At 56.3% G+C, this 13144-nt stretch carries 15 protein-coding genes; 9 read left to right on the top strand and 6 right to left on the bottom strand.

The features are described from left to right. Positions 1 to 659: 659 nt before the first annotated feature. Entirely contained in the window at positions 660 to 875 is a 216-nt protein-coding gene (locus E6N53_RS20550) for a hypothetical protein (RefSeq protein WP_142861269.1), read from the bottom strand. Between the two features lie 40 nt (positions 876 to 915). Here E6N53_RS20550 and E6N53_RS20545 point away from each other — a divergent pair, with 40 nt between their 5' ends. The 8 genes from E6N53_RS20545 (at position 916) to E6N53_RS20510 (ending at position 8458) form a co-directional block, all read left to right on the top strand. Then, a complete protein-coding gene (locus tag E6N53_RS20545) occupies positions 916 to 2823 on the top strand; it encodes a hypothetical protein (RefSeq protein WP_236642441.1) in 1908 nt (635 codons plus the stop codon). Positions 2824 to 2975: 152 nt separating this feature from the next. Continuing rightward, complete coding sequence (locus E6N53_RS20540) at positions 2976 to 3326, top strand: hypothetical protein (protein ID WP_142861268.1); 351 nt, start codon at positions 2976 to 2978, stop codon at positions 3324 to 3326. Then, entirely contained in the window at positions 3326 to 3736 is a 411-nt protein-coding gene (locus tag E6N53_RS20535) for a DUF8023 family protein (protein ID WP_142861267.1), read from the top strand. Before E6N53_RS20540 ends, E6N53_RS20535 begins: the two co-directional genes overlap by 1 nt. Positions 3737 to 3777: 41 nt before the next feature. Next, entirely contained in the window at positions 3778 to 5538 is a 1761-nt protein-coding gene (locus E6N53_RS20530) for an Env/VP5 family phage fusion protein (RefSeq protein ID WP_142861266.1), read from the top strand. Then, entirely contained in the window at positions 5538 to 5717 is a 180-nt protein-coding gene (locus tag E6N53_RS20525) for a hypothetical protein (protein ID WP_142861265.1), read from the top strand. The genes E6N53_RS20530 and E6N53_RS20525 overlap by 1 nt, the downstream gene beginning before the upstream one ends. Before the next feature lie 81 nt (positions 5718 to 5798). Beyond that, on the top strand, positions 5799 to 6428 hold the full coding sequence (locus tag E6N53_RS20520; RefSeq protein ID WP_142861264.1) for a DUF8063 family protein: 630 nt from the start codon (positions 5799 to 5801) through the stop codon (positions 6426 to 6428). After that, positions 6425 to 7288, top strand: a complete 864-nt coding sequence (locus tag E6N53_RS20515) for a DUF8125 domain-containing protein (RefSeq protein ID WP_142861263.1) — start codon at positions 6425 to 6427, stop codon at positions 7286 to 7288. The genes E6N53_RS20520 and E6N53_RS20515 overlap by 4 nt, the downstream gene beginning before the upstream one ends. 201 nt (positions 7289 to 7489) lie before the next feature. Beyond that, complete coding sequence (locus E6N53_RS20510; protein WP_142861262.1) at positions 7490 to 8458, top strand: hypothetical protein; 969 nt, start codon at positions 7490 to 7492, stop codon at positions 8456 to 8458. 33 nt (positions 8459 to 8491) lie between these two features. Here E6N53_RS20510 and E6N53_RS20505 read toward each other — a convergent pair whose 3' ends face one another. From E6N53_RS20505 to E6N53_RS20485, 5 genes are all read right to left on the bottom strand, one after another. Continuing rightward, the gene (locus tag E6N53_RS20505) at positions 8492 to 9283 is read right to left on the bottom strand and encodes a hypothetical protein (RefSeq protein ID WP_142861261.1); all 792 of its coding nucleotides are present in this window, start codon (positions 9281 to 9283) and stop codon (positions 8492 to 8494) included. Then, on the bottom strand, positions 9283 to 10305 hold the full coding sequence (locus tag E6N53_RS20500) for a hypothetical protein (RefSeq protein WP_142861260.1): 1023 nt from the start codon (positions 10303 to 10305) through the stop codon (positions 9283 to 9285). The genes E6N53_RS20505 and E6N53_RS20500 overlap by 1 nt, the downstream gene beginning before the upstream one ends. 178 nt (positions 10306 to 10483) lie before the next feature. After that, positions 10484 to 11212: a hypothetical protein gene (locus E6N53_RS20495; RefSeq protein ID WP_142861259.1), complete on the bottom strand. Its 729-nt coding sequence runs from the start codon at positions 11210 to 11212 to the stop codon at positions 10484 to 10486. A gap of 64 nt (positions 11213 to 11276) precedes the next feature. Continuing rightward, positions 11277 to 11573: a hypothetical protein gene (locus tag E6N53_RS20490; protein ID WP_201741218.1), complete on the bottom strand. Its 297-nt coding sequence runs from the start codon at positions 11571 to 11573 to the stop codon at positions 11277 to 11279. 3 nt (positions 11574 to 11576) lie between these two features. Further along, complete coding sequence (locus tag E6N53_RS20485; protein ID WP_142861258.1) at positions 11577 to 11894, bottom strand: hypothetical protein; 318 nt, start codon at positions 11892 to 11894, stop codon at positions 11577 to 11579. A 102-nt stretch (positions 11895 to 11996) separates the two neighbouring features. Here E6N53_RS20485 and E6N53_RS20480 point away from each other — a divergent pair, with 102 nt between their 5' ends. Then, positions 11997 to 13076 (top strand): tyrosine-type recombinase/integrase, encoded by a 1080-nt coding sequence (locus E6N53_RS20480; RefSeq protein WP_142861257.1) that lies wholly within the window; start codon positions 11997 to 11999, stop codon positions 13074 to 13076. Positions 13077 to 13144: the final 68 nt, after the last annotated feature.

Here is a 13144-nt window from a genome sequence, read left to right as displayed (position 1 = left end):
AATCTGCGCCGGCCCACTGGATATATACCCCTTTTCCCGGATTCGCTGACAGTTAGCGGCTGTTCTGCGGGGTGGTCGCGGTGACCCGGAACGGCTTCGTCCGGGCCAGCGAACTCTACGAAGTTCGAACTCGTTCACGGAAGTACACGTGCGATAGCTGTAGCGTTCGCATCGTCGAGCGGAACCCACCACGCACAGACCTCTGTCCGGTCTGTCGAACTGGCGGTGACTCCTCGAACTCCCCTCCTGTCTCCGATGTTCGGGGTGACTTCCTGTGACCTCGACACGTGGTCAGATTCACGTCGAGTACGGCTGTCGCAGCTGCAACGAGTGGTGTCTCGTTCCTCACTCCGAGGACCACGCAAAGTACCACGAGTGTCACGCGTGCTTCCGAGTCCCCGATCTCCATCGCGAGCGCGTAGACTACCGTCTCACCTCGCTTCTGTGGCTCTATCGAATCGCCACCAGCGGTTCAACCGGTCGCGTCGTTCCCTCCTCTCCCCCCTCCCGTGAACGGCGGTCGCGACAGCGTGACCGAGCAGCGACGCAACGGACTCGGCCCGGAATGGCCGAGCGAAGCGAGGCCACATGCCCGGTAAGCCGTACCGTCGCTGCGAGGGATTCAACGTATAGGGGTAGCGATGACTGACGGCGCTCCCCTAACCCTCCAACACACTGGAGAGGGTTACGAGTACGTCCGTTGTCGCGCGAACGGTGACGACTCGACAGTCTACATCCACCGGCTTCTGTTCGTCGCGGAGTACGGCCTCGACCAGCTCCCTGCTGGGTGGCACGTTCACCACGAACTCTCGATTCCGTGGCTCAACCTCCCGTCGAATCTCTCTGCGGTCGATCCTGACGACCACGGTCGTCATCACCTCCAGGACGAACCTCTCTCTGCTGACGGTGGTCGCTGTGAGTAGTTCCGACCCTTCTGTTTCTGGTGCGGACGACACACCGAGCAACCGGCCTGACTCTCGGCCTTCCAAGGAGACTAACTCTGTAACCGGCGATGAAGCCGATTCAACCGATTACGAAGAACTCGTTCACGAGCGCGTCATCGAGTTCATGACTGAGTATCCTGAGCTGGCCGATCTTCCCCTCTCTCGCACGCACGGGCGCAAGCTCCGGCGTATCGTTACCGATGCAGAATGGCGTGACGAGTGGGTGGAACCTGTCACTCCTTCGGAAAAGGCGTTCAAAGTCACTGAACTCGAACGCCGAGAAGCTGCTACGTGGACGGACGCCCTTTCGGCGTTCCTGACCGCGCACACGCGATACAAAGGCCTCCTCGCCCGCTTCTCGAACAACGACGGCGACACGTTCGAGATTCCGCTCGTCGACGCCTGGGGAGAAGAGTACGCTCGCAAGTCCTACGCGCGAGCGATGGCACTCCAGCGTCAGATGGCCGGTGGTGAGCGTCCCTCTGGTGGAGAAGCCGTCGCTGCATGGTCGAATCCTGCTACTGGGATGCTCACATTCACCGGTTCCTCGGTCCCTTCCGGAACTCGCCTTTCGCCTGTCGAACACTTCGACGCGCTCCACGACTCGTTTTCGTACGATGGCGTCCGCGATACTCTCCGGAACACGATGGAGTATCATCTCGGTCTTGACTCTGATGAGTGGGGCTACTGGCTCCAGACGGAACCCCATGGAATGGGTGACGCTTCGAGTTCGGACACCGAACCTGGTCTGAATGCGTGCTATACCCACCTCCACGTTGGAATCTACTTCGACGCCGACGGCCTCGACCTCCACGACGTTGGTTCGGAATTAGAGCGCGTCATCGACAAACACGTGGATGTGTGCGAATACGCCTCGTTCGACGCGCACGACTACACCGCGATAGACGACTACGTAGAGGACTCAAACGGCTGTATCTCGTTAAACGCCGACGTGTCGAACATGGGTTCGTACCTCGCGACGTACATGGGTGGCTACACCGAGGAACTGCTGGAGAAACCTATCGAGTACCTCGCGTGGGGAGCGGTCTACTGGTCAGCTGCTCGTCGACGAACCTCTCGGTCCAGAGTCCTCACGATGGCGATTCAAGCCGACGCGTGCCAGCAGTGCGCCGAACACCCTGAAACAAAACAGACCGACGACCACGGAGATCGCGTCGAGTGGAACGATGGTCGCGGCCTCGATGTCGTCTGTCCTTGCTGCGGCTCGGGGTGGGGTATTGACCAATCCCGACTATCTGAACCCATCTCTAACGACGAACTCTCTGAAGCTCTCGACACTGATGGCGGCCGTGATGGTCCACTCTCACTCTCTCAGCTCTGGTCGTCTGCTACTGAGGCTGCCTCTTTCGGTGAGTCGACGACCCGTGCTCGCATCCGAAGCGACGTCTCCTCGTGGCTTCACGAACATCCCGACGCCACGCCCTCGGTTCCTCGACTCCTAGGAGAGCTCCGAATCGACCCTGTTCACGCTCACATCGTCACTGACGTACTCGACGGGCAGAAACCTACACCAGAGTCCTTCCAGCGAATCCTCCCTCAGAATGAGTGGGAGTTGGAGGCTATCGTCGACCGCGATGGTGAGGAACACCAACCATCTGGTGGCGGAATCGACATGGTGAGCCTTCATCTGCCGGTTCGACACCTCCTCCAAGAAACACGACTTCAGCACTCACTCAAGAGTGGTGAGGTGTGGCGATGTTCTGAGTGCAATGTGGCTCTTCACAATGCCGAGTCGATGGCTCGCCACTTCGCGTTCGAACACGGTGCAGATCGCCCCGAGTCTGCTGACTCACTCCTCATTGTAGAGGACTACCACGACCGGCAGCGCGAGTGTATGAAGCACCCAGCTGCTGACTAAGACAGCGGTAGGCTGCGTCCGACTGAGCGGGGCGAATAGCGTGAGCGCCGCGAATCTGGTTAGGCTGGTCACTGGTCCGCTGTCTGTCGGTTTTCACTTTCACAGAGGCGGATGTGACTCTCTAGTCATCTCGGCCTAGTAATGAATCTGCAATGGCATCCAAAGAAGTGCCGTCGTTCGACGACCTGACTCCGGTCAACACCTCGGACGACACCGAAGACGACGTTCCAGTTGTTAAACTCGAACCCGGCGACTCTATCGTTGCTGAGGTTCGCCACATCGAGCGCAACGTCGGGAAGTGGAAGAACTCGGTTCTCCATCTGACCCGGAACGGCGAACCCTGCAAGATGTGGTCGAACGCGACAATCGACCGCGCGCTCAGCGCAGCTGACGTTGGCCCCGGTGACACCATCGGGATTCGGAAAGGAGACGACTCCTACACCTACGAGACGGACGAGGGCGAAGAGCGCGAAGCGTTCGACTTCGAGGTCAGGTGCCTCTGATGGCGTACTCCTCGAAGGCGAACTCGATGCTGTCGGATTACGCCAACATCCGAACACTGCCGGCGATGCTGTCGGTCGTGTTCGTCATCGCTGGTCTCTACCAGTTCGGCGGCATCTCCGACGTGACGCTCACCTGGCTCGGTGGAAGCGGTGGCTACACGCTCACCGCCGAACACGCAACGCTCGCCTCCGCACTCGTGTACGCTGCGGCGTTCATGAGTTCGGAGACGAAACGCTTCGAGCACTACGAGACGTGGGAGCAGATCGCGATTGCTGCCGGCCCGCTCGTCATCGTCGGAGACCAGTACGTGACCGAGATTCACGACTTCCTGGTCTCGCTCGGTGACCCGCTCGGGATGCAGCTCGCGTTCTTCATCACCGTACTCTCGTGGGGCGTCGCGGTTCGCTGAGGTCCTACCATGACCGATTTTTCACAGGAGGCTAAGGACCGATGAGCGCACGCACTCGCCTGCTCTCCATCGGCTCCGTCTCCTCCGCTGTCATCGGTGGTTCGCTGCTCCATCCACTCGTTACAGGCGCGACCTCCTCGACGACGCACCAAGGCGCACCTATCGGTGTCGGTCTCGTACCGGCTGCGGCTGCCTTCATCGCGCTCGCCGTGCTGCTCGGCCTCGTCGCCTACGCCCCGTCGACGGTTGCGCGGCTCGCCCGCTCGACCGGTTCGACGGCGCGACACCTCGCACCTCGACCTTCGTCGGTACTCACTGTCGCTTCTGCCCTACTGCTCGTCTCCGCTGCTGCTGGCGGGGGCTTCCTCGGACCGCAGGCCCAGAGCGCCCATGATGACCTGAGTCCGACCCAAGAGGCTGAGGCTATCGCCTGCGGTGGCGTCTGCATCGCGACCGGCGTCGGCATCGCTGTCGGCTTCGGCGCGGGATACGTCGCGACTAACTACTTCAGCGGGAACGACGAGGCCGCGACGTACAACGCGACCGCCGACGCGACTGAGACGCACATCGACCTCTCGACACACGCTGACTCGCTGCGTGGCGCAAGCCACACCGTCAACGCGATACAGTCGAATCAGGTGAACGACGGTTCCCAGTCCGTCGCGCTCGCCAAAGCGAAGGCGACGCTCATCGAGGAGTTCCAAAACGGAACCTCCGAGCAGAACGCGACCGACGCGGCGAACGCCACCATCGACGAATACTATGCGACGATGGAGGAGAACGTTCTTCAGCACAAGAACGACATCAACCGGAAGGCGGCGCACCTCGACGACCAGTACCGCTCGCAGGGGTCCCTCGGCCAACACTTCCTGTACGTCACGCAGTCGAGTGGCGGCGGTCACTCGTACGACACCGACTCGACGAATCTCGCGACCGGCGAGATGACGCTGCGGAACGGTGAGACGCACAACGTCACATCGGTTATCCTCTACACTGGCAACTCCCCCGACCACCTCCTCTTTGACTGGACGGGGGAGGCGTCCAACTTCGACGTCAATGTCGAGAAGACGACGGCTGTCAACGGGCGGAAGCTCAAGTACGAAGGCTACGACGGCGATGGAGTCCTATTTAACATGGAGAACACCTCGCAGGTGTTCTCCGACATCGACACGAACGCAAATCAAGCGCAAGCCAGCATCTCCGTCCTCGCGACGGATATGTACGCGAATTCGAACAGTTCGGACTTCAACCTGACCGACTACGTGGACCCGACGACGCTCTACCAAGAGATGTCGACGGACTACAACACCACCGGATACGCCGGATACGGGGCGGCACAGGCTGCCCTCATGGGCTACAACACAACGCTGAACCACTCGTTCGTCATCAACGAGAACGGGACCCTCCACAACGGAACGCTGTTCACTTCGTGGGAACCCGCAAAGACGAACGGCACGTTCGAGACGGGCGTCGAGTACGACCCGGCCAACGCTTCTGTTCCGGTCTTCGTCGCGAAGAACGACGAGATGGTCACACTGCAAGAGCCGTTCACCATCACCGAGATGGTAAACGTCCGAACTGGTGAGTCTGTCAACAACACGACGCTGGAGAACTACAACCGCCAAACGACGGACAACGTCACACTGACGCAGGAACAGCTCGACCAGCTGCTCTCCATCTCTCAAGAGGTGGACGACGCACAGGTCGCTGCGGCGGGCGGCTCTGGGAATACCCAGACTATCCTGCTCGCTGTCGCTGGCCTCGCTGCGGGCCTCTTGCTCATGCGGAGGGAACAGGACTGATGTTCTACGGACTCCTCGCGGGGCTGCTACCGATTCGACTCGTCGCACTCGTCGTGCTGGTCGCTGTCGGTCTACAGTTCGGAGGAGTCGACATTATAGGCTTCCTCACGGTGGAACTCGTCGATCCGCTCCTCAGCTGGTTGGCTCAGGAGTTCTCCAGTAACCTCTGGCCCTGGTGAACTCCCTTCTCAGTCCCGCGTCGGACCGGTAGCGTACCGGAGAGTTCGACTCTCTCGCGGGATTCTCCGATGGACATTGAAATGACAACCATCACGAAACTGATGCTCGTACTGACCGTGCTGCTCGCAGGAGTCACGGGACTCGTCGAGATCGGCTCGGCGCAAGAGACACCGACACCGACCAACACCTCGACTCCAACCGCGACCTCAACCCCGACAGCTACCTCGACCGCAGCCTCGACGGCCACCACGACCTCGACTCCGGTCACCGACAACTCGACGGCTACGCTCGTCATCGGTCCGTTAGCGAAGATGACGAAGTGGCAGTATCGAGACGGTGAGTTCACGCTGTGGATCGAGTCGAAGGCTCCGACGCTCCTCACCATCTCCGAGGCACCAGATACCTCCCGGGAATCCGGGAATGGTCGGCTGAGTCGGCAGAACCTCGCTCGCGGAAAGAACGTCGTTCGGTTCTCCACTGAACGCACCGGCTCGACCATCGTCCTCACGACGCCCGGCTCGATTCGGAACGGAGAGTACGCTTACATCTCGCCCGACGGCGGCAGTGGGTCGTTCCTCTCCGGGCCTCCTCGCCCAGCTGACGTTCGGGACGGTGCTATCGGCGCATCTATCGGGACCGCACTCGCGGCGCTCATCGTCATCGTTCGCCGTCGGTTCGGCCTCCACCGTGGGATGGTGAGACAGGCATGAGCGAGTCGACTAACGACGCCGAACGCGTCGACGGCGACTCTTCCGAAGAGTCGAACGAACCGGACGTGACAGCCTCCTCCAGAACGGTTGCCGCTGACGACTCTCGCGGGCGACTCGTCCAGTGGCTCGTCTGGCTCATCAGAAACGGCCACTTCCTCGCGGGCGCTGTCATCTTCTTCGGCAGCGCTGCGGTGCTACTCTTCGGTATCGAACTCCCTCGCTCGGTGAAAATCATCGGCGGGACAGCACTCCTCGCGGCTATCCTCATCGGTCGACCGACTGGTGTGAAAGCCGTCGAACTGATGGGTGGCCCCGAACTGATGTGGCTCGTCGACGTCGATCTCCTCGACCGCGACGGCGCGGGTGTCTACAGCTGTCCGACTCCGCGCTGGAACGACGAGTGGAAGGTGACGAAAGACTCGCTCTGGTGGGCGACACCGAACCTCGCGTTCGGGAAGAACGTCGACCTCCAGGAGCGCACGGTCGAAGGCACCTGGCCGGGCTCGCTTCCTGAACCAGTTCTCATGCGGGCGCTGGTGTTCCTCCAGTACAACCGGAACCAGCTGGAGAACAAGGCGAAGAGAGGCGAAGCCATCGAGATGAACGCGTTCGCGATGATTCGCTCTGCGGTCATGCGAACCACGCGCTCGGTGGTTCGCACGTTCGAGGAGGGAACCCTGCCCGACGACGGGGTGGCGTTCCGCGAAGAGGTCGACCAGGTGCTCGCGGAGTACAACCTCGAAGAAACTGACCTGTTCGAGGAGACAGACGACTACGGCCTCGACCTCGACGGTGATGACTCTCCCTCGTTCGACTTCACGGCGACGACTCCCTCCGAGGCGGTGAACGCCGATGATTGATAGCTGCAACTCACGTCAAAGGGTGCCTCAAAAGAGAAGCCACCCGAGGTGGGGAGAGGGGGGAGTATCTCGGGTGGCGCCTCACCAAATCCGCATGACTCCAGATACTTCAAAATTGTCAAATGTGGTTAATATCTCATTCATAACTTGCTCAATTTACTCGGACGCATTGACTCGGATAGATACTGGTGGTGAATACCGATGACTGATGAACGACTCCTGACGGCGGCGAAACTGTACGAACAGGTCACGGGGCGGCTCGACGGAGACGACCGGCTCCTCGATCACGCGGGACTCCCGCTCGACGAGCGAACGCACTCGAACCTCTCGTTTCTGAACTCGCCCGGTCTACTCGAGGGCGACACCTTCGCCTCGACTTCGCTCGGTCAGCTCTGTGATTCGGCGTTCCGAACGAAGGCGGCCACCGAGGCGGTCCAGAACCAACACCACACCGCGCTGTCGTACCTCGTCGGTGTGACCGAGCAGGAACTCGACGCTTCCTCGCTTCGGCTCCCGCTGCTTCTCCTGGACGCGCTCGAAAACGACGGCGCGCTTACGACCATCACGGGCGCGGGGAACCCGAACACCGGGAAGAGTAACACGATGTTCCTCCTGGCGGACCTCGCCCGCGTCCACTGGGACGACCTCATCGTTCTCTCGAACGTCTCCAGCTGGGACGGTACGGATATTCTGGTTCAATCGATGCACGATCTCCTCGTCGAACTCTGTCGGCATCGCGAGACACCGAAGTTCGTCGTTATCGACGAGGCCTCGACGCACTTCGACGCGCGGACCAATCGTCGTGAAGTGGCGACGCAGTGGACACCTGCGCTGAAACGCTTCTCGAAGCTCGGTGTCGTTGCGAACGGTGTGATTGGTCACACCGGAAAGGACCTTCATCCCGAACAAAAGCGACTGACTACGTTACCGTTCTTCAAAGAAGAGCAGACTGCTGTGGATTTCTATTCGGAGTGGCCTGCTGATTCTGATCGGCCTACTGGACGACGGTTTGGTGGGTCTCTAATAAACATTGAAAAATCGTACACGAAGTACGATCCTGATGATGCTTCTCCTTGGGAATGGAATCTTTGCGCAGACGCGTTCGGTTCTGCCTTCGAAGCCTGGGACCAGTTCCTAGCTAAATTACTTAGCATCGGTCCCGATGAATGATTATTCAGTAACTAAGAACGCCATCAAGGATAGCTATCTCAGATATAGTCCTGCTGACTCTTTGATTGTACCACCCTCCGGCGAGAGTTCTATTTCGACTGTTGAAGTCTCCCCGTGAGCTCGGTCGTGCCGAAACTCTAGTTGAATCTCTTGCCTCTTGCCGGAGTCGACTACTATTTTATCCTCTAACGTATTCTCGTGCTCTTCGCGAGTTCGAACGTTCCGTGCTACCACCTTCTCAGGTAGTTTGATAAGTAAGTCCATTTCTAACTGGGTCGGCCCCTGATTAGAAATTCCAATCATCATAGGAGTCCGCTGTTCGGAATAGTCCTGATAGACTTTGACCGTTTCTGGTCTCACGGTCACTGAGAGGTGTCTAGACAGCCGAAACGTTGGCAACCCGACCGTCCAGAAGGCACCTCCCACCATTATTGTAGGTAAGATAGGTAGCGCTACGTTTAAATATTTGGCCAATATGCGGCACGCGGAAGCCGTGCATGATTCATTGATTAGAGCTCCTATGAAATTTGGTGGTGTGGTCACTATTATATGAATAATCAAATAAACGAAAAATATCGAGACGGAGAACAGAGTTTTTCTGGAAATACTTCGGAGTGAATCCAAATGCGGAGATTGTATCTCGGAGAGCTGATTGAACGCGTAATACGTATTAAGCAATACCAAATGAATTGTCACTAATATGGTAAATGTGATTGCGACATATTCATTCACGTACTGGTTGCTCTCTGAAACTCCCACGACACCCAAAATAACCACGATGATGGAGAGGAGATACTGGACTTCAAATTGAATATCTCGATCCATCACGCGTCAACATAGTACTCTTCATATAATTCAGACAGGAATTCAAAGCCCTCTTCAACAACCCCGACCCCAGAAAGTTGGCCTTTCTTTTCAACGCTAACTCGACCATAGTCGTCTGTATATCCGATATTGAATGCGAAGTCTGTTCCTTTGTACTCAAACTCTCCTTTAATTCGTGATATTCGACCATCTTGGGACTCCGTAAGCTCTATGACCTGATCATTTTCCCAGATATCATCCCAACCTTCCAAATTTGCTCGTCTTAACTCACCGGTCATCAATTTGATTTTCACTTCATCAATGTATAACAGACTAGGACCGTCCGACTCTGTGAATTCCGACATATCCTTCTGTTCTTTGATTTCACGTAGGGACGATCGAAGATCGGACACGAATTCACGTACGATTTGATTCGCATCATCCGAATCATCCAAGTCGTCAAGTGTTACTGGTTCTAGTTTAAATCCGAGAGATTCGAATGAGCTGCGCAGCTCACCAACTTTTCCGTAATTATCTCCAGAGATGTATAAATGCTCATTTTCTAAATCAATTTCAAATCCAAAATCGTATGTCCGCTTTAGTGATCGCAGCCTTCGAAGTGCGTCCAATCGGAAAGTTTCAGTTGCAGTCCAGTAAATCCCTGATATCTTTTCCTGATTTGCTTCTTCAACAGTGAATCCACCCTCTTTGAGCCCGTCTTCTGTTAGTGTGGCTTCATCGATGAGTAATTTCTGTTTAATCTCTTCATGCTTCGGCTGGTCTGTCATCAGCTCAATATCATCTATTTTTAGAACATAGTGACCTAATGGTGCCTTCTCTCTTCTAATTTGTGAAAATCGCTGCTTCAGGTCCTTGAATTGGCTGTCTGTCCATGAAGTGGACAAAAGACCATTAATTAACTCATCTTTTTTCCTTGACGTGATTGAAATGTCTGGTCGTTCTTCTATGATTTCACGTATCTCGCTAATCGGAAAGTCCTCACTCCTCAAAATATTCTCAATCTTCTCTTTGTCAGCACTCATACACCAGTCGAGCCACTGGTGGTATAATAACTCTTGGGACGGCCTTAATGTCTCAATTCTAATCGAACCATTGATTCAGTGCCTCATATCTCCAGCTGATCTATTAAGACTCTACCCAGCCACCCACCCGACCCCCTCTATGGGGTGAGGGTGGGTGGGCACGGTGGAGTATAAAAAATCAGTTTTCATCGTCGGATATTTGTTTCCGAAGTAGTGCCATTGCTCTCCGCTTTTCTTCAGTAGAAAGGGCCTCAAATTCATGAGTCATAACGCTATCCAGTTTCCTGTTAAACTCTCTTGCTAATTCTACGTTTATTTGCTCACTCATCTCGTTTCTGATAGATGATTCCGAAAGGTCATCGACTTTCTTGTTCAGTTCATTCAACCCATACATGATATCAGCGATGTTCTGTTGTATCGGATCATCACTCGTTGTTAAAGATTGAAGTTGCGCAGATCGGGAGATGGGATTATCTGATTTAGATTTTCCATCGTCTATATTCCTGATGTAATCTTGGATTTCTCTAGAGGCGCGTTTAGCTTCATCAACATCAAATCCATATTTTATTGTCCGAAAGTCAGCGAGGTCAAACGGGATTGACTGTGATGATTTGATTAACTGTATGTATGGCTTTCCGGTCGCATGCCGGACCGCCAGTTCATAGAATACATTCGCATTATGTTCACTCAAATCAGCGATTACCAAGTCACTATCCACTACTCTCTGAATGACCTGACTCGTTATACTGCCGGAATTGGTTATTTTATCGGCCCTAATTGTTTCATAGCCGAATTCATCGACTGCTTCCTCAACGATATGTTCGATAAATTTGTCAGAGTTCTCACGTGTGTCGCTCTCTTCCGAACCAATTGGACAAATTACAAAACACTCTTTTTTGTCAGTCATAATGGCCTATTCGCCCCACAGTTGTTTAAATTTGCTTTCGATTAGAAAATATAGATTTCTTTGTCTATCCGTACCGAACAGACCAGTTCGGGAGATACCGCGCGTCACAATTCCCATCGAGATACGCAATGCCCATCGAAGTAATCTCGTACATATCCGAGTCCTCGACGATCGGCGCAATCAACTCTCGATTCACCAGCTGCTCACATCGCTGTCGGATGTACCCCTCGTCGACACCAAGCTGCTGAAACCTCGAATCTGAGGCCATCGTACTCGGTGACGCCCACGATTCCTCGTTTAGATGCTCCAGGACACGCTCGTCGACGGGATACATCCACGGCCCCATCCGTCTCACCGTCATTACTCAGGCTCCATTTTGACCTTCGGCTTCGGAACTCGTCGATTCTTCAGATGCCTCTACGTCGTTCGTTTCTGCGGCATTGTACTCACCTCGGAGGTATGCTCGACCGTCCTCAGTGATCGTGTAGACTCCCCTGCCGACAGACTGCAGTAACCCGTGTTCGGCTAACTTCTTACAGCGTCTCCCGACGTGCTGCGAGGTGTAGTGGATTCGCCTGTCGTCTGCGATGTCTGAAGGTGCCATGTACTGATTGTCTTCCTCGGCCAGCAGCTCCAGAATCCGGTCATCGAGAAGAACCATCCACTTCCCGGATTTTCTCATACCCCGCATCTGTTCTACCAGTGCATATCATACAGGATGAAGTGACTTTGAGTTTCTGCAGAACATATATGTTCTAGTAGAATCCAGAGGTTGTTACACAACATGACTGACCGACGCCGGGTCGACCCTCGGGACCTCTCCCCTCGCGATGCTCGCGACCGATACCTTCGTCGACGAAGAACTGACTCCACCGAGGAATCCATCTCGGGCTGGTACTACCGGCTCAAACTCTTCGCGGAGTGGTGCGATTCGGTCGGAATCGAGCGCGTGGGAGAACTGCGCGGGTACGACCTCGACGAGTATTACGAACTCCGCAGTTCGGAGATCGCGCCGGCTACACTCGAGGGCGAGATGTGGGCGCTCAAGATGTTCTGCCGGTTCCTCGAAGACATCGAGGCGGTGGACGATGGCCTCGCGAAGAAGGTCCGCATCCCTGACCTCGACCCCGAGGACCGTTCGAACGACACCGCGCTGTCGACTCCGGCGGCACTCGCGCTCGTCGACTACTACCGGAACGACGGACGGGCGACGGCGACGCGCGCTCACGTCTTCATCGAACTCGCGTGGTTCGTCGGGGCGCGCCAGAGTGGTATTCGCGCGCTCGACGTGCGCGACTTCCACCCCGAGAACGATTATCTGGAGTTCCGACACCGCCCGGAGTCGGGTACTGGCCTGAAGAACAAACGAGACGGGGAACGGTCAGTCGCGATTCCCCCAGAGAGCAGTTCGGCTATCGCGCGGTACATCCGAGAGAATCGGTACGACGTCCGCGACGACCACGGGCGTCAACCGCTCCTCGCGAGTATGAAGGGACGGCCCGGCACGAACACCGTCCGCTGCTGGAGCTACCTCGCGACTGAACCCTGTCTTCACGGTGAGTGCCCGCACGGGAAGGAACGGGAGACCTGCGAGTGGGCGGAGTACGCTCACGCGAGTAAGTGTCCCTCGTCTCGCTCTCCGCACCAGATTCGAACCGGCTCGATCACCTGGCAACTGAACCAGGGCGTCCCGCCCGAGGTCGTGGCCGAGCGCGTGAACGCGTCGGTGAAGACGATCAAGCAGCACTACGACACGGCGACGGTCGAACAGCGTCGACAGCGCCAACTGGAGTACATGGAACGGCGGCGGCACCACCTGGACAAACTCGATTTCGGTTCCACGGAGGACGATTCTGATGAGTAACGAGATTCGACAGTCTGAACCCGCTCACGGGTCTTCCGATTCGGTTAGATTCAATCTGCGCCGGCCCA

This window comes from Salinigranum halophilum, from assembly GCF_007004735.1.
Classification (GTDB): domain Archaea; phylum Halobacteriota; class Halobacteria; order Halobacteriales; family Haloferacaceae; genus Salinigranum; species Salinigranum halophilum.
This window is presented reverse-complemented; position numbering and strand designations above follow the sequence as displayed.

Excerpts from the sequence above, each read along its gene's own strand:
- E6N53_RS20535 (WP_142861267.1), top strand. The coding sequence starts at position 3,326 with ATGGCGTACTCCTCGAAGGCGAACTCGATGCTGTCGGATTACGCCAAC.
- E6N53_RS20540 (WP_142861268.1), top strand. The coding sequence starts at position 2,976 with ATGGCATCCAAAGAAGTGCCGTCGTTCGACGACCTGACTCCGGTCAAC.
- E6N53_RS20550 (WP_142861269.1), bottom strand. The coding sequence starts at position 875 with ATGACGACCGTGGTCGTCAGGATCGACCGCAGAGAGATTCGACGGGAG.
- E6N53_RS20480 (WP_142861257.1), top strand. The coding sequence starts at position 11,997 with ATGACTGACCGACGCCGGGTCGACCCTCGGGACCTCTCCCCTCGCGAT.
- E6N53_RS20505 (WP_142861261.1), bottom strand. The coding sequence starts at position 9,283 with ATGGATCGAGATATTCAATTTGAAGTCCAGTATCTCCTCTCCATCATC.
- E6N53_RS20515 (WP_142861263.1), top strand. The coding sequence starts at position 6,425 with ATGAGCGAGTCGACTAACGACGCCGAACGCGTCGACGGCGACTCTTCC.
- E6N53_RS20485 (WP_142861258.1), bottom strand. The coding sequence starts at position 11,894 with ATGAGAAAATCCGGGAAGTGGATGGTTCTTCTCGATGACCGGATTCTG.
- E6N53_RS20495 (WP_142861259.1), bottom strand. The coding sequence starts at position 11,212 with ATGACTGACAAAAAAGAGTGTTTTGTAATTTGTCCAATTGGTTCGGAA.
- E6N53_RS20525 (WP_142861265.1), top strand. The coding sequence starts at position 5,538 with ATGTTCTACGGACTCCTCGCGGGGCTGCTACCGATTCGACTCGTCGCA.
- E6N53_RS20530 (WP_142861266.1), top strand. The coding sequence starts at position 3,778 with ATGAGCGCACGCACTCGCCTGCTCTCCATCGGCTCCGTCTCCTCCGCT.
- E6N53_RS20500 (WP_142861260.1), bottom strand. The coding sequence starts at position 10,305 with ATGAGTGCTGACAAAGAGAAGATTGAGAATATTTTGAGGAGTGAGGAC.
- E6N53_RS20490 (WP_201741218.1), bottom strand. The coding sequence starts at position 11,573 with ATGACGGTGAGACGGATGGGGCCGTGGATGTATCCCGTCGACGAGCGT.
- E6N53_RS20520 (WP_142861264.1), top strand. The coding sequence starts at position 5,799 with ATGACAACCATCACGAAACTGATGCTCGTACTGACCGTGCTGCTCGCA.
- E6N53_RS20510 (WP_142861262.1), top strand. The coding sequence starts at position 7,490 with ATGACTGATGAACGACTCCTGACGGCGGCGAAACTGTACGAACAGGTC.